Raw genomic sequence first — 20,933 nt, forward strand, 5'->3', positions numbered from 1 at the left:
TACAAATTGACGATTAACTTCGGTAAACAAAATGGTTTATAGTCAAAGGGATGCTTTCGCATCCCTTTTTGTTTTCTCGCAGGGAATGGGCTATGGAACACAAACAGATAGTGATTACTAAGTTTGGCGATGCAGACGTTCTCGCCATTCAAACCGCACCAACACCCTCACCTCAAAAGGGTGAAATCCTCATAAAAGTCGCCTATTCAGGCATTAATCCTATCGACGTGAAAACGCGCGCGGGGTTAGGTTGGGCGGCCGCACAAAATAAAGATAACCTTCCTTGGGTTCCGGGGTATGACGTTTCTGGCAAAGTGGCGTCTTGTGGGGAAGGGACGTCACGTTTTGAAGTCGGGGACGAGGTTGCTGGTTTCATTGGATTTCCAGCTCGTGGTGGTGGTTACAGCCAATACCTTTGTGTTCCTGAGTCAGCTCTCAGCCGTATTCCCAATTCAGTAACTTTAGAAGCTGCGGCTGCACTTCCTCTGGCAGGGCAAACGGCGGCTCAAGCATTAAGCAAGGCTAATGTTACTGAAGGCGACCGAGTGTTGATTCTTGCTGGTGCAGGCGGTGTTGGCCACATAGCGGTACAAATCGCCGTAGCAACCAAAGCCGAAGTCTTTACCACCTGCAGTGAGCGGAATTTAGACTACCTCGCGACGCTGGGAGCACATGCAGTGAACTATCAATTTGCGCCAGTGTCAGAACGTGTTGAAGATGTGGATGTGTTGATCGATCTAGTCGGTGGTGATGCCGCTTTAGATGCTCTGAAATGTCTGACTGATAACGCCCGAGTGATCACCGTTCCGACCATAACGGCTGAGTTGATTTGTGAGAAAGCAAAACTGCTTGGTTTTGATGCTAGTGGCATGCTGGTGGAGCCGGATCGTGAGCAGCTCGACACCTTACTTTATATGGTGGGGGTTGGTCTGCTAAAAACAGAAATTCAACATGTTTATCCGATGGACGAGGTTGTGGATGCCCACAGACAAGTTGAATCCGGACGGACACGAGGCAAGGTATTGCTTGATATGACATGCTAGAGGCATTTAATGCAGCCTTTGAAAATTTAGCACTATGGTTTTCTGACTCCGCATTATGGGTGTTGTTCATTACTGGATTTCTTAGCGCGACCCTCTTGCCGGGGGGCTCTGAAGCTGGATTGATCGCGACCCTCTCGTTAAACCAGTATTCCGCTACTTCCATCATTATTGTCGCCACGATTGGTAACACGCTTGGTGGATTGACCAACTATTGGCTTGGGCTTTGGATTCCAAATAAGACAAAAGATGAAAAACACGGCCATACAGCACTTAAATGGCTGTCCAAGTATGGATATTGGGGATTGTTCTTTAGCTGGTTACCAGTGATAGGTGACCCGCTATGTTTAGCGGCAGGATGGTTAAGGATGAAATTTCTGCCGTGTATGGTTTTGATATTCTTAGGCAAAGCAGCAAGGTACTCCTTGTTAGCCGCCATCTATCTCGGTTTATTTTAAGGAAAGCGCATGAGAATGTTTTGGGTAAGCGCGTGCTCACTGTTGGTGATCACGGGCTGTGCATCAAACGCCCCAGTATCATCATTGCCTGATGGGGTTACTTTCGTCGAAGCGTCGAAAGCAGAAGAAGGCAAAGTTAAAATTCCATACCAAAAGTATCAACTAGACAACGGTTTAACGGTGATTCTGGCACCAGAGGATTCCGATCCACTTGTGCACGTTGATGTGACATACCATGTTGGTTCTGCACGAGAAGAAATTGGTAAATCTGGTTTTGCTCACTTCTTCGAACATATGATGTTTCAAGGTTCAGAGAACGTTGGTGACCAGCAACACTTTAAGATCATTACTGAAGCGGGTGGTACTTTAAATGGTACAACTAACCGTGATCGCACTAACTACTTTGAAACTGTCCCAGCTAACCAACTTGAGAAAATGCTGTGGTTAGAATCGGACCGCATGGGCTTTTTGCTTGATGCCGTTTCGCAACACAAGTTCGAGATCCAGCGCTCAACAGTAAAAAATGAACGAGCCCAGCGCTACGACAACCGTCCGTATGGTTTGATTTGGGAGCGTATGGCTGAAGCGCTTTATCCTGAAGGTCATCCATATTCATGGCAAACCATTGGCTATGTGGAAGATCTCGATCGTGTTGACGTGAACGATCTGAAAGCCTTCTTCTTGCGTTGGTACGGTCCAAACAATGCTGTGGTGACGATTGGTGGCGATATTGATGTTGAACAGACGCTTGAGTGGGTGAACAAATACTTTGGCTCTATCCCTCGCGGCCCTGAGGTCGATAATGCGCCGAAACAACCAGCGAAGCTGGCAGAGAGTAAGTTCATCACGCTGGAGGACCGAATCCAACAGCCAATGGTAATGATTGCTTGGCCAACCACTTACAGCGGTGAAGCAAGCCAAACTTCGTTAGACACACTTTCTAGCGTATTAGGCAGCGGCACCAACAGTGTGCTCTACCAAGATTTAGTGAAGACACAAAAAGCAGTGGATGCGGGTGCATTCCATGATTGTGCTGAGCTGTCTTGTAACTTCTATGTTTACGCGATGGGCGATTCTGGTGACAAAGGGGACCTGTCAAAGCTTTATGATGAATTAATGGTATCGCTGAACAAGTTTGCGAAAGATGGCGTGACAAAAGACCGTCTTGACCAACTAAAAGGTCAAGAAGAAGCGAATGCGATCTTTGCACTGGAAAGCGTTAAAGGCAAGGTGACGCAACTTGCTTCCAACCAAACGTTCTTTGGCCAGCCTGATTTGATTGAGAAACAGCTTGAGCAGATCCGTGCAGTAACACCAGAATCAGTAGAAAAAGCTTACAGCGACTTTATCCAAGGGAAGAACAAAGTTACTTTGAGTGTGGTGCCAAGAGGGAAAACAGAATTGGCAGTGAAACCTGCTACATTTGTCACCCCAAAACGCACATTACCTGAATACCAAAAGATCACGGATGACCAGTTAGCCTACCGTCGTGCGACTGACAACTTCGATCGTTCTGTTCAGCCTCCGGTTGGTGCTCCAGTCGAAGCAACCATGCCCAAGCTTTACGACATCCATTTCAATAATGGTTCAGAGTTACTTGGTACGGTGAGCAATGAAACGCCAACTATGATGATGCAGTTCAGTCTCCCGGCAGGGACGCGTTTTGTTGAAGAAGGCAAGGAAGGTCTGGCACAGCTGACCGCTGCGATGCTGCAAGAAGGCACAACGCAACACAGTGTGGAAGAGATTCAAGCTGAGCTTGATAAATTAGGTAGTGTTATCTCTGTTGATGCGACGGGCTATACGACTGACATCAGTGTGTCCACACTAGAGAAAAACCTAGCACCAACGCTCAAGATTGTTGAAGAGATGTTGTTGTCGCCTGCATTTAAAGAAGAAGACTTTGAACGAGTGAAAATGCAAGCGTTAGAAGGCTTAGTTTACGAACATCAAAAACCAAGCTGGATGGCCGCGCAAGCCAGCCGCCAAGTTTTGTACGGTGATTCAACTTTTGCTCGTCCAAAAGAAGGCACCAAGGCTGGAGTAAAGGCGCTAACACTAGACGATGTTCGAGACTTCTACGCGAAGCACTATACACCGCAAGGAGCGCAGATCATTGCGGTGGGCGATATCGATAAAGCAGACGTAGAAAAACAACTGACGTTTTGGTCTAACTGGAAAGCAGAAGCTGCACCGTTGTATTCTCCACAAAAAGTAAACCCTTTGGGTAAGCAACAAATTCACCTAGTGGATAAGCCTGGAGCGCCACAAAGTGTCGTGATGCTCGTACGCCAAGGTATGCCTTACGATGCGACTGGTGATTTTTACCTAGGTCAGCTAGCGAACTTTAATTTGGCGGGTAACTTCAATAGCCGTATCAACCAAAACCTTCGTGAAGACAAAGGCTACACTTATGGTGCTTATGGTTATTTCTCCGGTAATGCGGAAACTGGCTCGGTTGTTTTCACTGCACAAGTGCGTGCGGATTCAACGGTTGCGTCTATTATCGAGATGGAGAATGAGTTGAACGAGTTCTCACAATCGGGCATGACTGACGATGAATTGAAATTTATGCGCCAAGCGGTCGGTCAAAAAGATGCGCTGAAATATGAGACGCCAACACAGAAAGCGAAACTCATCAGTGATATTTTGAAATACGACTTGGATAAAGACTATTTACAGCAACGAAACGCTATTGTTGAGAAAGTTGATAAGCAGACTCTCAACGCTCTAGCCGAAAAATGGTTTGACCCGAACGACTATCAAATCGTGGTTGTCGGGGATGCAAAATCCCTTCGCCCTCAACTAGAAAAGTTAGGGAAAGACGTGGAAGAGCTTGAAATCATTCGATAGAGTACACATTTAATAGCGGAGAGGAGACTCTCCGCTATTCGTTTCTAACTAGATAAATGACTTTTTGATGGGTTATTTATCTAGATGGATTATATATCAATAACTTAGCTTTCACTTGCCACGCTTGGCGAGTGTCCTGCTCCCAATATAAGCGAACCTCATTTTGACTGATTTTGCTGCGCGACTAAAACAAGTTGCATCAAACCCAGAAGTATTTAAGCAGTTTGGACGCGGTGTTGAGCGAGAAACTTTGCGCTATCGTCAGGATGGACACCTAGCAACAACACCTCATCCAGAGGGGTTGGGCTCAGCGTTCACAAACAAATGGATCACGACAGACTTTTCAGAATCTCTACTGGAATTCATTACGCCTGTATCACATGATATCCCTGAATTGATCGGGCAGTTGAAAGACATCCATCACTTCACTCAAACCAAAATGGGTGAAGAGAAAATGTGGCCACTTTCGATGCCATGTTATGTAGGCACTGAAGATGATATTCAGCTAGCTCAATATGGCTCATCAAACTCAGCAAAAATGAAAACGCTTTACCGTGAAGGTTTAAAACGCCGCTACGGTAGCTTAATGCAAATTATCTCGGGGGTGCACTTCAACTTCTCTTTCCCTGAATCGTTCTGGGATGCACTACATGGAGAGCAAGATGAAGAAGCTCGCCAAGAAACGAAATCCGCAGCGTACTTTGCTCTAATCCGTAACTACTACCGTTTTGGTTGGATGATCCCGTACTTCTTTGGAGCGTCACCAGCATTGTGTGGCTCGTTCATTCAAGGACGTGAAACTGATCTGCCATTTGAGAAAATTGGCGGGACGCTTTTCTTACCAAAAGCAACCTCTCTGCGTCTGAGTGATCTCGGTTACACCAACAGCGCGCAAAGCGTGCTTAAGATTGGCTTTAACAGCATTGAACAGTATCTTGAAGGCTTAAGTGACGCTATTCGTCGTCCATCGGATGAGTTTGCAGAGATTGGTGTGAAAGTGGATGGCGAATACCGTCAATTGAACTCAAACATTCTGCAAATTGAGAACGAGCTATACGCTCCAATTCGCCCTAAGCGTGTAACGCAAAGTGGTGAAAAACCATCTGAAGCTCTGACACGAGCGGGTGTTGAATACATTGAAGTCCGTTCTTTAGACGTAAACCCATTCAGTGCGGTTGGCGTGAGTGAGGAACAAGTTCGATTCTTGGACCTATTCCTAACATGGGCAGCGCTTTCTGACTCTGACCCTATGGATAACTGCGAGCTAGAATGCTGGCGTGACAACTGGAACAAAGTTATTGTTTCTGGTCGTGAGAAAGGTTTGATGCTGCAAATTGGTTGCCAAGGCGAACGTTTATCTCTGCAAGATTGGGCGCACAGTGTATTCGCTGATCTTCGTCAGATTGCGGTTGAAATGGACACCGCGACTGGCGGTAATGCGTACCAAGCGGTTTGCGACAAACTGGAGTCTTGGATTGACGAGCCTGAGCTTACTATCTCTGGTCAATTGCTTGAGCTGACCAAAGAGCACGGCGGTTTGGGTAAAGTGGGTTGTGCGCTTGGTATGAAGTTCCGCGAAGAAAATCTAGCACATAGCTATGAGCAATACTCGGCAGATGCGATGGAAACTGAAGTCGCGACATCGGTAGAGAAACAAAAACAAGCAGAGCAAAGTGACATGTTATCCTTTGATGACTTCTTAGAAGATTACTTTGCTTATCTAAAACAATAATCAGCAGTAAGGGCAGGGATTGGACATTAAGCCGTTAGTGGTGTCTGTGCTTGGAAGCGTAATGTTAGCCGGTTGTGCGACAGCGCCCCCAAAGCAACAAGACAACCTATGTGAAATATTCCGAGAAAAATCTGGTTGGTATGAAGATGCCAAAGACATGGAAGAAGAGTGGGGTACGCCGATAAACGTGGCGATGGCGATCATCAAGCAAGAAAGTAGCTTTCGTCATGACGCTCGACCACCAAAGGATTACGTTCTCGGCTTTATTCCATGGGGGCGCGTAAGTAGCGCTTACGGTTATGCTCAAGCTCAAGACCCTGCTTGGGAAGATTTTCAAGATGCGACGGGTCAAGGTGGTTCACGTACTAACTTCGACGACTCAATGATGTTTGTCGGTTGGTATACCCATGAGACTCGTCGTCAATTAGGCATCTCATTGTGGGATCCTTACAAGCAGTACCTTGCTTATCATGAAGGACGTGGTGGATATAAGCGCGGAACCTATAATAGCAAGCCAAGCTTGTTAAAGGTTGCAAGACGCGTTGAGCAAACCGCAAAGACTTATGGCTGGCAGCTGAAGCAATGTCGTCAGGAACTAGAAGACAACAGCAGCTGGTTCTTTTAACCCCCTAACGAATTCATTTGGACTGGGGGAATGAATAGAAATCAATGCCAATACTCTTGAGTATTGGTCGTTACAATCAGGAGAGATGTAATGCCTTTATTAGACAGTTTTACCGTAGACCACACTCGCATGAATGCACCTGCAGTACGAGTGGCTAAAACGATGCAAACCCCTAAAGGGGATACCATCACGGTATTCGACTTGCGCTTTACTGCCCCGAACAAAGACATCCTTTCTGAGCGAGGAATTCACACGCTAGAGCACTTGTATGCAGGCTTTATGCGCAATCATCTAAATGGTGAAAGTGTTGAGATTATTGATATTTCACCAATGGGCTGTCGTACAGGTTTTTACATGAGTCTAATCGGTACGCCTTCAGAGCAGCAAGTGGCTGACGCTTGGATTGCAGCAATGGAAGACGTATTGAAAGTAGAAAACCAAAACAAGATCCCTGAGCTGAACGAGTACCAATGTGGTACAGCGGCAATGCACTCTCTGGATGAAGCGAAGCAAATTGCAAAGAACATTCTAGAAGCGGGGGTTGCGGTGAATAAGAATGATGAGCTGGCACTACCAGAATCAATGCTGAAAGAGCTACGTATCGACTAACTTAGCTTTTCGTTCAGATAGCTGAAAACATAAGAGCCTGACAGTGTCAGGCTCTTTTTCTTTGCGATTTAAGGCGTGATATTTTGTTCACACTTAGCTGTTTTTCTTCAGCTTTGGATACACTTTTACAAGCTTGATACGGTTCTCTTCTACTTGAACGATTTCCATTGGGTGCCCAGAAACTTGCACACTCAAATGGCTTTGAGGAATATCTTCCAGATGTTCAAGGATCAAGCCATTGAGGGTTCTTGGTCCGTCAGTTGGCAGTTTCCACTTCAAACCTTTGTTGATGTCTCGAATATTTGCACTGCCCTCAATTAAGAAGCTACCATCACCTTGCGGTGTGATTTCTTCGGACAAGCTCGGTGCGATTGATGTGGTAAACTCACCGACGATCTCTTCCAGAATATCTTCTAACGTCACTAGTCCGTTAATGTCGCCATACTCATCGACAATCAAACCGATACGCTGTTTATTACGTTGAAACTTCAACATCTGTACGTTCAGTGGCGTGCCTTCAGGAATGTAGTACACCTCATCGGCTGCGCGTAGCAGTGTCTCTTTGTTGAACTCGTTCTTCTCTAGCATTAAGCGATAAGCTTCACGCAGACGCAGCATACCAACCACTTCATCAATCTGGTCACGGTACAGCACAATACGGCCATGAGGAGAGTGAGTCAGCTGACGAACGATAGATTTCCAATCGTCATTGATGTCGATGCCAGTGATCTCATTACGAGGCACCATGATGTCATTCACTGTGACGTGCTCTAGGTCCAAAATAGACACCAGCATGTCTTGGTGACGACGAGGAATGAGGCCGCCAGCTTCATTTACCACGGTACGCAACTCTTCTGAGCTAAGGTGGTCTTCTGTGGTGTGATCGGCTTTTACGCCGAGTAAGCGGATAAAGCCGTTAGTAATAAAGTTCACCAACATGACGAGTGGTGACAGTACCTTCATTAAAATAGTAAGAAGGATACTGCTCGCATAAGAGACGCGCTCCGGATAGAGCGATGCGATCGTTTTCGGTGTCACCTCTGCAAAAACCAGCACCACCATAGTGAGAGCACCAGTTGCAATTGCGACCCCTAAATCGCCATACAAACGCATACCTAAAATGGTTGCGATAGCGGAAGCGAGGATATTAACGAGGTTGTTGCCAATAAGGATCAGGCCAATAAGGCGATCTGGGCGGTCGAGAAGCTTTTCGACTCGCTTCGCCCCTTTATGCCCATTATTGGCTAAGTGCTTTAAGCGGTAACGGTTCAAAGACATCATCCCTGTTTCTGAACCGGAGAAGTAACCTGATATGACGATAAGACACGCGAGTAGCGCAAATAAGATACCCGTAGATATGTCGTCCAAAACGCAGCAGTTCCTTTTATGTGTTTGGTTAATTTATGACCGAGCTAGGTCATGAAGTCAATGGAATAAGGGGTACTCTATTTTATTTGCTCGGCAATATAAAGGATAAGGAGCACAAGGCTCCTTATTAATTGCATTTAATCGATGGAAAGTATCAACTTAAGATGATCTCTTTCACGAAGCGACTACCAAAGTACGCCAAGGTCAACAAAGTCGCACCTGCAACCGCAAACCAAGTCACTTTTTTGCCTCGCCACCCTTTACGGTAGTGACCCCAAAGCAGAATTGAGTACACAATCCAAGCGATGAAAGAAAGGATTCCCTTGTGGGCTTTACCTTGAGCAAACATGTCTTGTACAAACACAAAACCAGTAATCAGCGTTGCCGTGAGCAACAAGTTACCAATCAAGATAATTTTGAATAGCTGACGCTCCACCATCATGAGTGGCGGTAAGTTTGGATTGATTGCGAGTGATTTTTTCGTTTTAAGTTTGTGATCAAGCCAAGCTAACTGGAGTGCGTAGAGTGCACCAATGGTCAACGTGGCGTAAGAGAAGAGTGCGAACGATATGTGAATAAGTAACTTAGGGTCGTTTTCTAAATGTCTAATAAATGTGCTTGGTAAAAACGTTGCTGCAGATAAATTGATAGCAGCAAAACTGTATACCACAGGCAACAAGAACCATAAGCGATTCTTAAGCATTGCCACACTCATGACCAAAGAAATAATAAAACTTATTAGCGAAGCAACATTAAGAATACTGAGGTTTTGCCCTGAGCCGTCAAATATCAGGTCACTCAGAATCCAAGCATGAAAAACAAGCGCACATGCCGCACTGGCAAATACGGTTTTGACTTTGATTCCTGACTGCTGAGAGAGTCCAGGTATGATGGTCGCTATCGCCAAAACGTAAAGTATGGCGGCCGCGATGGCAATTAAGCTATCCATGAATCCTAAGAGTTATTGTGCACGATGCTAAAAATTATACCTTGCATTACTCTTTGGGGCTACGGTAGATCCTTCATCAATCACGAGAGATGAGATATTGAAATTAACAAGTTAGCCCTCAAGTTAATGATAAGAGCAGTGTTCGGGTATGACTGTGACGTTGGCTAAGGTATACTCACACTAATTAATCGCCATTTTAGCGAAGAGACAAAGATGTTTGAGAATTTAACGGATCGATTATCCAAAACGCTGAAAAATATCAGTGGCAAAGGTCGTCTGACCGAAGACAACATTAAAGAAACCCTACGTGAAGTGCGCATGGCGCTTTTGGAAGCGGACGTTGCCCTTCCTGTTGTGCGTGAGTTTGTTAACCGCGTTAAAGAAAAAGCGGTGGGCGTAGAAGTTTCTAAATCGCTGACTCCGGGTCAGGAATTCATCAAGATCGTTCAAGCAGAGCTTGAAGGTGTAATGGGTGAATCTAACGAAGCCCTAAATCTAGCAGCGCAGCCGCCAGCCGTCCTTTTAATGGCGGGCCTACAAGGTGCGGGTAAAACCACATCGGTAGGTAAGCTTTCTAAGCTTCTAAAAGAGCGTGATAAGAAGAAAGTCTTGGTTGTGTCGGCCGACGTTTACCGTCCTGCGGCAATCAAACAGCTAGAAACTCTAGCATCAGACATCGGCGTCGACTTCTTCCCATCGTCACCAGATCAAAAACCACTTGATATTGCGAATGCCGCGATCGACCACGCGAAGAAGAAATTCTATGACGTGCTTATTGTCGATACCGCAGGTCGTTTGGCTATCGATGAAGAAATGATGGGTGAGATTAAAGATCTTCACTCTGCTATTAACCCGGTCGAGACACTGTTCGTTGTTGATGCAATGACAGGTCAAGATGCGGCGAACACAGCGAAAGCATTTGGTGATGCGCTACCGCTAACCGGTGTGATTCTGACTAAAGTGGATGGTGATGCACGTGGTGGTGCGGCGCTATCGGTTCGTCATATCACTGGTAAGCCAATTAAATTCCTAGGTGTAGGTGAAAAGACTGACGCACTAGAACCATTCCACCCAGATCGTATTGCATCGCGTATTCTAGGCATGGGTGATGTACTGTCACTGATTGAAGACCTACAACGCAATGTCGACCAAGACAAAGCAGAAAAACTAGCGAAAAAGTTCAAAGAGAAGAAAGGTTTTGACCTTGAAGACTTCCGTGAGCAGCTAGGTCAAATGCAAAACATGGGTGGCATGATGGGCATGCTAGACAAATTGCCAGGTATGTCTCAATTGCCGTCAGACGTGAAAGACAAAGTTGATGACAAGATGTTCAAGCAAATGGAAGCGATCATCAGCTCAATGACAATGAAAGAACGTCAACGCCCGGAAATCATCAAAGGCTCACGTAAAAAACGTATCGCAGCAGGTTCAGGTGTTCAGGTACAAGACGTTAACCGTCTGCTTAAGCAGTTTACCCAAATGCAAAAGATGATGAAGAAAATGCAAAAGGGCGGCATGAAAGGCATGATGCGCAACATGCAAGGCATGATGGGCGGCGGTATGGGTGGAGGCGGTGGCTTCAATCCATTTGGTCGTTAAACGATTGCCTAGACTTTAGTTTCAGGGTGTTAGCTACATCACAAACTTGAATTTCAATTTATGTTGGTGAAAAAGTAACTAAATACCTTGCATTGCTTCGGGATAAGAGTAAAATTCCGGAGCTTTATTTTGGCACGAGACCCCAGATTGTTCAGCTTTATGGATGATTATTGGGGTTAATTTTATTTTTGAGAAAGCAAAGAGGACGACATGGTAACCATTCGTTTGGCACGTCACGGCGCTAAAAAGCGTCCATTTTATCAAATCGTAGTAGCGGACAGCCGCAACGCTGCAACTGGCCGTTTCATCGAGAAAGTTGGTTTCTTCAACCCAACTGCTAAAGGTCAAGAAGAAGGTCTACGTCTAGACCTAGACCGCGTTAACCATTGGGTTGGTCAAGGCGCGTCTCTATCTGACCGCGTTGCTAAGCTAGTTAAAGACGCTCAAAAAGCGGCTTAATTCTTTTAAGAAGTAGAAACTAGTTTATGTCGATGAAAGGTAAAGAAACGATGAGCAACGAGAAGATTGTTGTAGGCAAGTTTGGTGCTACTTACGGCATTCGTGGTTGGCTTAAAGTTTTTTCCTACACAGACAATGCTGAAAGCATTTTCGATTACAGCCCTTGGTTTGTTAACCAAAAGGGTACGTGGGTTGAGTACAAAGTAGAAAGCTGGAAGCGTCATGGTCAAGGCTATGTATGCAAGCTAGCAGGGTTGGACGTTCGCGAAGACGCGCAGCTGATGACCAACTTTGAAATTGCTATTGACCCTGCGGTACTACCTGAATTGTCAGAAGAAGAATTCTACTGGCGTGAATTGTTTGGGATGCAAGTGGTAACCACTAAAGGTTACGATCTGGGTGTCGTTAATGACATTCTAGAAACTGGCTCAAACGATGTTCTGGTTGTTAAAGCAAATCTAAAAGATGCTTTCGGGCAGAAGGAACGATTAATCCCGTTCCTTGAAGAGCAAGTGATCATTAAAGTTGATCGCACAGCTCAACGGATCGAAGTTGACTGGGATCCTGGATTCTAATCTCCAAAACTACAGAGCGAGATAAACATGTGGGTTGGCGTTATTAGCCTTTTTCCTGAAATGTTCCGTTCTGTTACTGAATTTGGAGTAACAGGTCAAGCGGTTAAAAAAGGTCTTTTGTCAATTGAGACTTGGAATCCTCGCGATTTCACTCACGACAAACATCGCACTGTCGATGACCGACCTTACGGTGGTGGTCCTGGTATGTTAATGATGGTTCAGCCTTTGCGCGATGCCATTCATACCGCGAAAGCAGCCTCACCGGGTAAGACGAAAGTCATTTACCTTTCTCCTCAAGGTCGCAAGCTCGACCAAAAGGGAGTGGAAGAACTGGCAACGAATGAGAATTTACTTCTGATTTGTGGCCGTTACGAAGGGGTAGATGAGCGTATCATTCAATCTGAAGTCGACGAAGAATGGTCGATTGGAGATTTTGTGATGACGGGTGGTGAAATACCAGCCATGACACTGATCGATTCAGTCTCTCGGTTTGTTCCGGGTGTACTAGGCGATTTTGCGTCAGCAGAAGAAGATTCTTTTGCAAATGGTTTGTTAGATTGCCCTCACTATACGCGTCCTGAAATGTTGGATGATAAAGAAGTGCCAGCGGTACTGATGTCAGGCAACCATAAGGATATTCGTCAATGGCGACTAAAACAGTCGCTGGGCCGAACTTGGCTAAGAAGACCAGAGCTCCTGGAAAACCTAGCTCTGACTGACGAACAGGAACAATTACTTGCTGAGTTCATTACTGAACATAACGCAAAGTAACCTAATTTATTTAGTATCAGTTTATTCTAGGAATTTAAAAAATGAGTAACATCATCAAAGCTCTTGAAGAAGAGCAAATGAAATCAGACCTGCCTAAATTTGCACCAGGTGACACTGTTGTAGTTCAGGTTAAAGTTAAAGAAGGTGAGCGTGAGCGTCTACAGGCTTTCGAAGGCGTTGTAATCGCAATCCGTAACCGTGGTCTACACTCTGCTTTCACTGTACGTAAGATCTCTAACGGTGAAGGTGTTGAGCGTACGTTCCAAACACACTCTCCAATCGTTGATAGCATCGAAGTTAAACGCCGTGGTGCAGTACGTCGTGCCAAGTTGTACTACCTACGTGAGCGTTCTGGTAAGTCTGCTCGTATCAAAGAGAAACTTGCTAAGAAGTAATGCTATAACTAGCGTTCTCATAGTAAACGGAGCCCAATTGGGCTCCGTTTTTTTATGCGAGGAAAAAGACGCTGGGTTTAGGGAGTGGACGTTGTCCTTCGAGAATCGGGAACGCTACGAGATTCGAGAGCTTCTCGCTTTAGGAACCGAGAGGTGTAGCTAGTGCAAGAAGTATGGCCTCGAAAGGTTGTTGGCAGAGCTTGTCCTTAGAAAGACAAAATGAACCGAATCCCGAAAAATAAAAAGGGCTGATGTTCCACATCAACCCCTCTCTCTATTCTCGAAGTGTAGAGTTTTCGTTTCTCGACTCTAGCCTCTCAATTCTTTAGTACTGGTCTTCAGACCATCCATCGCTGTCCGACATATCCGGTGCGCCAGCAATGGCGTTTTCTTCGTCAGCCCATTCGCCAAAATCAATCATTTGGCATTTCTTGCTACAAAAAGGGCGGTGAGGGCTTTGCTCTCCCCATTCTACGTCTGCACCGCATTGTGGGCATGGCACGATAGTAATTTTAGACATGATTAAAGAGTCCCATTATGTTGAGGTGTCAAAGGGGGTATAGAAATAATAGTGTGCGTTGGTTTTAGCTACAAACCGCGAGTTCAAACTCAACGTCTTGCGTGCAAGCTTGTCCGCTTTCAAACGACATAAACTTAATCGCGAAGCGGTTCTTATGGCCTGAAATCATCGGATAGACGCCATATTCCATAGGGATGTGTAAACGAAGGATATTCGCTTCATCAGCGTCGCTTTGGAAGAAGCCTGCACGAGCGATTTGTGCTTTGAAGTGGCCTGTTTCGCGAGTCAGTTTTAGCCATAAAGCGAGTGCATCGGACAACGGCTTTAAGCTCTCTTGCCATTGGGCTGCATCGTGCTTTTTGCGTTCGATAGGAAGGTGTAACCAATAATGCAAGGCTGGCAAATCAAAACAGCAAGAACCACCAGGAAGATTAAAGCGCTGGCGAATTGAGCTTAAAAAACGATCTTCTTTCAACGCTTGGCCGAAACGTTCAGCAGTCATCAGTTGGCTATGAACCACATCGATCTCTTTTAGTAGCTCACTTAACGCTTGCTGATCGACGCCTTCAACGTTCAGCCAATTTCGGTAGGCTAAACGTTGTTTCTCAAGATCTTTTGCCAACTCACTTTTCAATTGAATCTGCTCAAAGATTTCAACCATGTCGAAAAGCGCACGGAAGAACAACTGATATTGGTGATTATCGGCAAAACCAGAGGCTAGGTGAGCCTGACGCAGCAAAGACTCAACTCTCAGATAGATGCGAGTTTTCTCATTTAACGGATGTTCAAATTTGTGCGTGGTCATCGACATAAGCCTTGGTGAGTTTCATTCCTATTTTCGCAGATTTTTCTTACACATGGCTAGGTACTTTTCGTGTAAATCTGTGATTTGAAGCAAAAGATCAGGGTCGTTTGGGTTATTTCTCACCACATCATTCGCAATCGCGAGTCTTTGCGCTTGTGTTGCTTGTGAGGCTAAGATCGCACGAGCTTGATCTTCACTTACATTATCACGTTTTACCGTTCTTGCGATTTGAGTTTCCGGTTCAACATCAACCACAAGGACTCGATCACACAGGCTATCAAGCTTGTTTTCGATTAAGAGCGGAACAACCAGTAGCGCATACTCGGACTCCACTTGCTCTAAATCTTCGATCATTTTTTCGCGGATCATCGGATGTAGTAGGGCGTTTAGCCACGCTTTCTCGTCCGGATTAGAGAAAATTTGCTCTCTTAATTTTGCTCTATCAAGTGTCTGATCATCGCGAACAATATCCGCACCAAAGTGTTCAACGATGGCATTAAGTCCGGGAGTTCCCGGCTCAACAACTTCGCGAGCCACGATATCAGCATCGACAATATCAATTTTGAACTGCTGTTTGAATAAGTTTGCAACGGTGGTTTTACCGCTTGCAATGCCGCCTGTTAGGCCAATAACAAAAGCCATTTACACTCCTAGAATCGACGTGAAGTACCAGTTCAGAATCTGGTTACCCCAAATAAGGCTCACCCAACCTGCAATCGCAAGGTAAGGGCCAAAGGGGAACGCTTTTTCGATACCCTGTTTTTGTAAACGCAGTTGTATCAGGCCGAAAATAACGCCCACAACCGACGACAGTAAAATGATCATCGGCAGTGATTGCCAGCCTAACCATGCACCAAGGGCAGCAAGCAGTTTGAAGTCACCATAGCCCATGCCCTCTTTGCCAGTCAGAAGCTTAAATACCCAGTAAACACTCCAAAGACACAAGTAACCAGCCATCGCGCCAATGATGGCGTCTTGTAGGTTAACAGGACTAACGCCAGACAATGCAAGTGCAATACCTGCCCACATTAATGGCAGAGTTAGTTGGTCTGGTAGCAACATAGTATCGAGGTCGATAAACGTGGCGGCAATCAGTACAAAGGTAAAGAAAACCAGCGCAACAGTGAAGTAACTAAAACCGAAGTGAAACGCGATAAAACCCGAACCAAAAGCAGTAAGCAATTCGATGAGAGGGTAGCGAGCACTAATCGAGGATTTACAGTTATGGCATTTGCCTTTCAGAAGCAGCCAGCTAATGACAGGAATGTTGTCACGAATGCGGATCGGCGTTCCGCACTGTTGGCAGGAAGAACGAGGGACACTTAAGGTCAGTGTTTCCTTCGGTGCTTCAATTTTGTATTCAGGGAATGATTCAGCGCACTCGCGTCGCCATTCTAGTTCCATGATCTTGGGTAAGCGGTAAATAACCACGTTGAGGAAGCTACCCACGATCAAACCAAAAATTGTGGCAAATACAACGAATAGCCATGGGTAGTACTGGAATACTTCCATATCTGTCTCTTGAACGATGAATCAAATAGCAAAGTGCTGTTTTGATGGGATTAATTTGCTAAAGCAACATTCTATCCCAATACGCTCATTAAGTTAAAGATTGGTAAGTACATTGCTGTGACCAATCCGCCAACGACGACCCCAAGAAAAACAATGATCAACGGCTCTAAAATTTTACTCAGATTGTCGACGGTGTTATCCACTTCAAACTCATAGATCGCGGCAATTTTGTTGAGCATATCGTCTAAACGTCCGGATTCTTCACCGATCATTACCATTTGCAGCACCAATTCTGGGAATACGTTGCAATTGCGCATTGCGATGTACATTGGCATACCCGCTGCGGTATCTCGGTAGACCTCTTCGATGGCAAGTTGATAATGCATATTACCGGATGTTTTAGAGGTGGTTTTTAAGCTTGTCAAAATGGGGATACCGGCGGTAAAACTGGTTGCAAGAGTACGGCTGAATTTCGCAATCGCTGCTTTGGATAAGACGGGGCCGAGTATCGGAAATCTTAAGCTCGATCGAGCCAACAACAATCGGAAAGAGTCCGAACGTTTAGCCATGATACGGGAGGAAATAAATAAGCTTAATGCACTGAGCCCAATAAAAGGCCCCCAATTTTGTGTCCATGCCGAAAGATTTAAGACCATTTGAGTAAATGCAGGCAGGTCGGCGCCAAAGCCAACAAACATTTTTTCGAACTCAGGTATCACTTTGGTGAGCATGAGGTAGGAGACCCCTAGCGCGACCAAAACTACCATCGCCGGATAGATGAGTGCTTTGATAACTTTTGCTTTCAATTGTTCGCTTTTTTCTCGGTAAGTCGCAAGACGTTCAAATACCTGAGGTAAGTTACCTGACTGCTCACCGGTTGCGATTAAATCAGTATAGAGTGGATCAAAATGCGTGCTGGCGGTGCGCATGGCTTTGGACATTGGCGTACCTGCTTCTACTGCTCGTGTTACGCTCATCAGTATTGATTTCATCTCAGCTTTTCTATGGTTTTCTGAGACAAGCTTCAGAGCTTGAACGATGGGAACGCCAGTCATTAACATGGTAGCGATTTGACGGGTAAATACCGTAATGTCTTTGCCTTTGACTCGATGACTCAGTTTCGTGATAAAAGAAATACTGCTTTTCTTAAGCTTCTTAATTTTAATGTGTTGAGCATCCAGGCGTTCTCGCACTTCAATTTCTGTCATGGCTAACACTTGTCCGGAGGTTTTCTTCCCTGAACTGTTCGTGCCTTTCCAGCGGAAACTTTTAAGTTGTGGGGCGTTAGTTTTCATAGAGTCGATGATTGCCTAATAAACGTAAAGATCAGAAGTAGAGAACGCGTTGCAATTCGCTAAAGCTGGTGATGCCTTGTTTGAGTTTTTCTATACCAGACATTTGTAGTGTCTGCATCCCTTTGGCGATGGCGAGTTTTTCTAGTTCGTGTACTGAAGCTCCTTTTATGAGCGCCTCAGATAGGGACTCATCAAACTTCATCACTTCATAGATGCCCGTTCGACCTGAATAACCGTGGGTACACTCGTTACAACCATCTGGATTGGCCTTAAAGACATGCTCTGTGTTGGTAATCCCAATATGTTGCAGTTGGGCATTCGGCTCTTGAGGTTGTTTGCACTGAGGGCATAGCTTTCTTGCCAAGCGTTGAGCGATGATCAAGCTCAATGATGAAGCAAGGTTAAAGCTCTCAACCCCCATATTGGATAAGCGAATCACGGTTTCAGCGGCAGAGTTGGTGTGCAGAGTAGACAGAACTAAGTGGCCAGTTTGTGAGGCTTTAATAGCGATTTCTGCCGTGTCTAGATCGCGGATCTCACCCACCATGACCACATCAGGATCCTGACGTAAGAAAGAACGAAGTGCTTCAGAAAAACCAAAGCCAATTTTGGGCTGGACTTGCACTTGGTTGATGCCAGGCAGGTTAATTTCAACGGGGTCTTCCGCTGTAGAGATATTGATCTCTGTTTTGTTTAGAAGACTTAAGCCTGTATAGAGCGAGACGGTTTTGCCACTTCCCGTCGGGCCAGTCATTAAAATCATACCTTGTGGCCGTTTTAGCGCATCCAGATAAAGTTGCTTCTGCTCATCACTGTAACCCAAGCGGTCAATATTTAGCGAGGCGGAGCTACTGTCGAGCAAACGCAGTACGATCTTTTCGCCAAATAGCGTTGGTAATGTCGATACACGCATATCAATTGCAGTATCTTGGTTTAGCTTAAGCTTGATACGACCATCTTGTGGTAAGCGTCGTTCGGCGATATCAAGTTTGGATAAGATTTTAATACGCGCTGATAAGCGACGACTTAAATGACTCGGTGGTTGTTGGCTTTCAACGAGAATACCATCACAACGTAAGCGCACTCGATACATGTTTTCGTAGGGTTCAAAATGAATATCCGAAGCGCCTTTACGAACGGCATCCAACAAAATCTGATTAATGTAACGACTGACAGGTGCTTCGTCTTGGCTGAGGTCTTCGATGTTGTCGATTTCATCTGCACCAATATCAACCAGACCTGCCAGTTCATCTTGGTTGATCTCTTTTAATCCGGACTTTTCCTGTCCTAGTGCTCGACCATATAAGCGCCTAATTGCCGCACTGAGTTCACGAAAATCCGCAAGAACAAGCTCAACCTGTAGTCCTGTCGCAAAACGAAAGTCGTCTTCAGCTTGGAGATTAGTCGGATCAGCTACCGCCAAGATCAGAGTTGAAGAACTGCGGTTGAGTGGCAGAGCATTATGGCGAGTGATCAGATCACGTAAGCCCAGCGTTTGGCAGAGCGAAGCGTATTCGTACTGATTGAGAGAGGTGCAAGAAAGCCCAAAGACAGAGCTTAAGTGTTCCGTCAATTCATGGGATTGGAAAAAGCCAGAATTGAGCAAAGCCTCCGGCATCGAAATACCAGAAGCTTTAGCTTGCTCAAGTAACAGTTCTTCTTGGGAAAAGGTCAGTATTCCTGCTTGGCGAAGAACTGTTGAGAGGTTGGTTAGCATTAATTAGGGCAGTAATCTTCAGAGCCAGAAGAACATGACGAGTCCCACTCCAATCCCTCAGCTAAATAAGTTGCGGCCATCACATATTGTTCTCCTGCTGCAATAGGGCCTTTTACCGCCGAAGCTTCAGCAATTACTGCTATAGCGCCTGAAACACCTGCATTTGCCGCTGTGTCCACAGTGATTTCAATATCGTTTAATGTGAATGTAGCTGGGACACCGTTGTCTCCTGAAGTACAGTTTGTAATAAATGTAGCAGAGTCAGATGCATTTTCATGAGCACACAGTTCGACAGCAAGTTTAGCTGCCGCTGCTGCTTTTGGAAATTCAGCTAAAGTCGCCTTTTTCGTGTAGTTCTGATATGCAGGTACTGCAAACGCTGCCAAAATGCCAATAATCGCCACCACAATCATTAATTCAATCAGCGTAAAACCTTGCTGCTTCTTCTGTTTATTCGTTTTCATTTTGTTTCCTTAAGAGAAATTTAGTTAATGCTTATGCATGGAGCAGAAGAGTAAAAAGAGTAGAAACAAGTGGAAACTAGCAAGGGGATGCCTTCCGAGTGAGGTAAAAATCTTTAGGTTGAAGTTGCATATTGCATGCAAGGTTTTGCGAGGGGTGTTATTTTTTTAGTGGATAAAAATAAAGAGCCTTGCGGCCCTCTATTTAGTGAATCGGATTACAACATGCTGACTTTTAGGAAGTTAATATTGTTGTCGGTACTCTATTTACTTAAAGCGCATCGAAAGGTCCATCGCTTTTAGGTGCTTAGTCAAAGCACCCACCGAGATGTAATCGACGCCAGTTTCTGCATATTCAGCGATGGTTTCTAGAGTAACGTTACCCGAGTTTTCTAACGCCGCACGACCTGCGTTGATCGCGACTGCTTCACGCATCATATCTGTCGTGAAGTTATCTAGCATGATGATGTCTGCACCCGCTTCGATCGCCTCTTTTAGCTCTTCCAAGCTTTCGGTTTCTACTTCAACTGGTTTACCAGGGTTCAACTCTTTTGCTGTCGTGATCGCTTGAGTAATACCACCACAAGCAATGATGTGGTTTTCTTTAATAAGGTAGGCATCGAACACACCGATACGATGGTTGAAACCACCGCCACAAGCTACTGCGTATTTAAGCGCACTACGTAAACCTGGAATCGTTTTACGTGTATCTAATAGACGGCATTCAGTGTGAGCAATTTTCTCTGCATATTCAGCGGTAATGGTCGCGCAACCTGAAAGGGTTTGAATAAAGTTCATTGCGTTGCGCTCGCCAGTGAGCAAATCACGAGCAGAACCCGTCAGTGTGCAAAGTGTTTGGTTTGGTTTAACCTTGTCGCCATCTTTTACATGCCACTCGATGGTCACTTTGCTACCTAGCTGTTTAAATACTTCATCTGCCCATGCTTGACCACAAAACACACCGTGTTCACGAGTGATGATGGTTGCCGTGTTAATAGCGTCAGCTGGGATAAGCGATGCGGTGATGTCTTTGTCTGCATCCAATGTGCCACCTAGATCTTCTTTTAGGGTATCGGCTACGGCGCGAGTGATTTCTAATGGAAGTTGTTGCTTAAGGTATTCTAGGCGTTCTTGGCTGTTGTGTGTGTTCTTCATCGCAAATCTAGTCTTGAAAGGGAGATGGCAACGAA

General features: G+C 45.4%; 21 protein-coding genes. 11 read left to right on the forward strand and 10 right to left on the reverse strand.

Annotated elements, in window-relative coordinates; genetic code table 11:
- Nucleotides 1-92: 92 nt before the first annotated feature.
- The 6 genes from C1S73_RS13685 to luxS all read left to right on the forward strand — a co-directional run bounded on the left by C1S73_RS13685 (nt 93) and on the right by luxS (nt 7,317).
- Entirely contained in the window at nt 93-1,043 is a 951-nt protein-coding gene (locus C1S73_RS13685; protein WP_038870454.1) for an NADP-dependent oxidoreductase, read from the forward strand.
- The gene (locus tag C1S73_RS13690) at nt 1,037-1,498 is read left to right on the forward strand and encodes a YqaA family protein (protein WP_038870456.1); all 462 of its coding nucleotides are present in this window, start codon (nt 1,037-1,039) and stop codon (nt 1,496-1,498) included. Before C1S73_RS13685 ends, C1S73_RS13690 begins: the two co-directional genes overlap by 7 nt.
- 9 nt (nt 1,499-1,507) lie before the next feature.
- The gene (locus C1S73_RS13695; protein WP_038870458.1) at nt 1,508-4,351 is read left to right on the forward strand and encodes a M16 family metallopeptidase; all 2,844 of its coding nucleotides are present in this window, start codon (nt 1,508-1,510) and stop codon (nt 4,349-4,351) included.
- A 163-nt stretch (nt 4,352-4,514) separates the two neighbouring features.
- The gene (gshA, locus tag C1S73_RS13700; protein ID WP_038870460.1) at nt 4,515-6,083 is read left to right on the forward strand and encodes a glutamate--cysteine ligase; all 1,569 of its coding nucleotides are present in this window, start codon (nt 4,515-4,517) and stop codon (nt 6,081-6,083) included.
- Between the two features lie 61 nt (nt 6,084-6,144).
- On the forward strand, nt 6,145-6,708 hold the full coding sequence (locus tag C1S73_RS13705) for a transglycosylase SLT domain-containing protein (RefSeq protein ID WP_038870462.1): 564 nt from the start codon (nt 6,145-6,147) through the stop codon (nt 6,706-6,708).
- Between the two features lie 90 nt (nt 6,709-6,798).
- Complete coding sequence (gene luxS, locus C1S73_RS13710) at nt 6,799-7,317, forward strand: S-ribosylhomocysteine lyase (protein ID WP_038870464.1); 519 nt, start codon at nt 6,799-6,801, stop codon at nt 7,315-7,317.
- Between the two features lie 93 nt (nt 7,318-7,410).
- Here the strand turns inward: luxS and C1S73_RS13715 are convergent, their stop codons facing one another.
- Together C1S73_RS13715 and C1S73_RS13720 are read right to left on the reverse strand one after the other, a co-directional pair.
- A complete protein-coding gene (locus C1S73_RS13715) occupies nt 7,411-8,685 on the reverse strand; it encodes an HlyC/CorC family transporter (protein ID WP_038870466.1) in 1,275 nt (424 codons plus the stop codon).
- Nucleotides 8,686-8,839: 154 nt separating this feature from the next.
- Nucleotides 8,840-9,634 carry a cytochrome C assembly family protein gene (locus tag C1S73_RS13720; protein ID WP_038870467.1) on the reverse strand — a complete coding sequence of 265 codons (795 nt, stop codon included), beginning with the start codon at nt 9,632-9,634 and terminating at the stop codon, nt 8,840-8,842.
- 213 nt (nt 9,635-9,847) lie between these two features.
- On the opposite strand from C1S73_RS13720, the gene ffh reads away from it, so the two are divergent.
- The 5 genes from ffh (at nt 9,848) to rplS (ending at nt 13,433) form a co-directional block, all read left to right on the forward strand.
- A complete protein-coding gene (ffh, locus tag C1S73_RS13725) occupies nt 9,848-11,233 on the forward strand; it encodes a signal recognition particle protein (RefSeq protein ID WP_038870469.1) in 1,386 nt (461 codons plus the stop codon).
- Between the two features lie 210 nt (nt 11,234-11,443).
- Nucleotides 11,444-11,692 (forward strand): 30S ribosomal protein S16, encoded by a 249-nt coding sequence (gene rpsP / locus C1S73_RS13730; RefSeq protein ID WP_005438039.1) that lies wholly within the window; start codon nt 11,444-11,446, stop codon nt 11,690-11,692.
- A 26-nt stretch (nt 11,693-11,718) separates the two neighbouring features.
- Nucleotides 11,719-12,267, forward strand: coding sequence for a ribosome maturation factor RimM (rimM, locus tag C1S73_RS13735; RefSeq protein ID WP_038870471.1), 549 nt, complete (start codon nt 11,719-11,721; stop codon nt 12,265-12,267).
- Nucleotides 12,268-12,294: 27 nt separating this feature from the next.
- The gene (gene trmD / locus C1S73_RS13740) at nt 12,295-13,038 is read left to right on the forward strand and encodes a tRNA (guanosine(37)-N1)-methyltransferase TrmD (protein ID WP_038870473.1); all 744 of its coding nucleotides are present in this window, start codon (nt 12,295-12,297) and stop codon (nt 13,036-13,038) included.
- Between the two features lie 41 nt (nt 13,039-13,079).
- Entirely contained in the window at nt 13,080-13,433 is a 354-nt protein-coding gene (rplS, locus tag C1S73_RS13745) for a 50S ribosomal protein L19 (RefSeq protein WP_038870475.1), read from the forward strand.
- Nucleotides 13,434-13,758: 325 nt separating this feature from the next.
- Here rplS and yacG read toward each other — a convergent pair whose 3' ends face one another.
- From yacG to nadC, 8 genes are all read right to left on the reverse strand, one after another.
- Nucleotides 13,759-13,953 (reverse strand): DNA gyrase inhibitor YacG, encoded by a 195-nt coding sequence (gene yacG, locus C1S73_RS13750; RefSeq protein ID WP_038870477.1) that lies wholly within the window; start codon nt 13,951-13,953, stop codon nt 13,759-13,761.
- 64 nt (nt 13,954-14,017) lie between these two features.
- A complete protein-coding gene (gene zapD, locus C1S73_RS13755) occupies nt 14,018-14,758 on the reverse strand; it encodes a cell division protein ZapD (protein WP_038870479.1) in 741 nt (246 codons plus the stop codon).
- A 27-nt stretch (nt 14,759-14,785) separates the two neighbouring features.
- Nucleotides 14,786-15,400, reverse strand: a complete 615-nt coding sequence (gene coaE, locus C1S73_RS13760; protein WP_038870481.1) for a dephospho-CoA kinase — start codon at nt 15,398-15,400, stop codon at nt 14,786-14,788.
- Complete coding sequence (locus tag C1S73_RS13765; protein WP_038870483.1) at nt 15,401-16,270, reverse strand: prepilin peptidase; 870 nt, start codon at nt 16,268-16,270, stop codon at nt 15,401-15,403.
- A gap of 71 nt (nt 16,271-16,341) precedes the next feature.
- Entirely contained in the window at nt 16,342-17,565 is a 1,224-nt protein-coding gene (locus tag C1S73_RS13770; RefSeq protein ID WP_038870485.1) for a type II secretion system F family protein, read from the reverse strand.
- Nucleotides 17,566-17,596: 31 nt separating this feature from the next.
- On the reverse strand, nt 17,597-19,282 hold the full coding sequence (gene pilB / locus C1S73_RS13775; protein WP_038870486.1) for a type IV-A pilus assembly ATPase PilB: 1,686 nt from the start codon (nt 19,280-19,282) through the stop codon (nt 17,597-17,599).
- Nucleotides 19,282-19,746, reverse strand: coding sequence for a pilin (locus tag C1S73_RS13780; RefSeq protein WP_038870488.1), 465 nt, complete (start codon nt 19,744-19,746; stop codon nt 19,282-19,284). The genes pilB and C1S73_RS13780 overlap by 1 nt, the downstream gene beginning before the upstream one ends.
- Nucleotides 19,747-20,010: 264 nt before the next feature.
- A complete protein-coding gene (gene nadC, locus C1S73_RS13785; protein WP_038870489.1) occupies nt 20,011-20,898 on the reverse strand; it encodes a carboxylating nicotinate-nucleotide diphosphorylase in 888 nt (295 codons plus the stop codon).
- Between the last annotated feature and the right edge of the window lie 35 nt (nt 20,899-20,933).

It is taken from the genome of Vibrio jasicida 090810c (genome assembly GCF_002887615.1).
Classification (GTDB): Bacteria; Pseudomonadota; Gammaproteobacteria; order Enterobacterales; family Vibrionaceae; genus Vibrio; species Vibrio jasicida.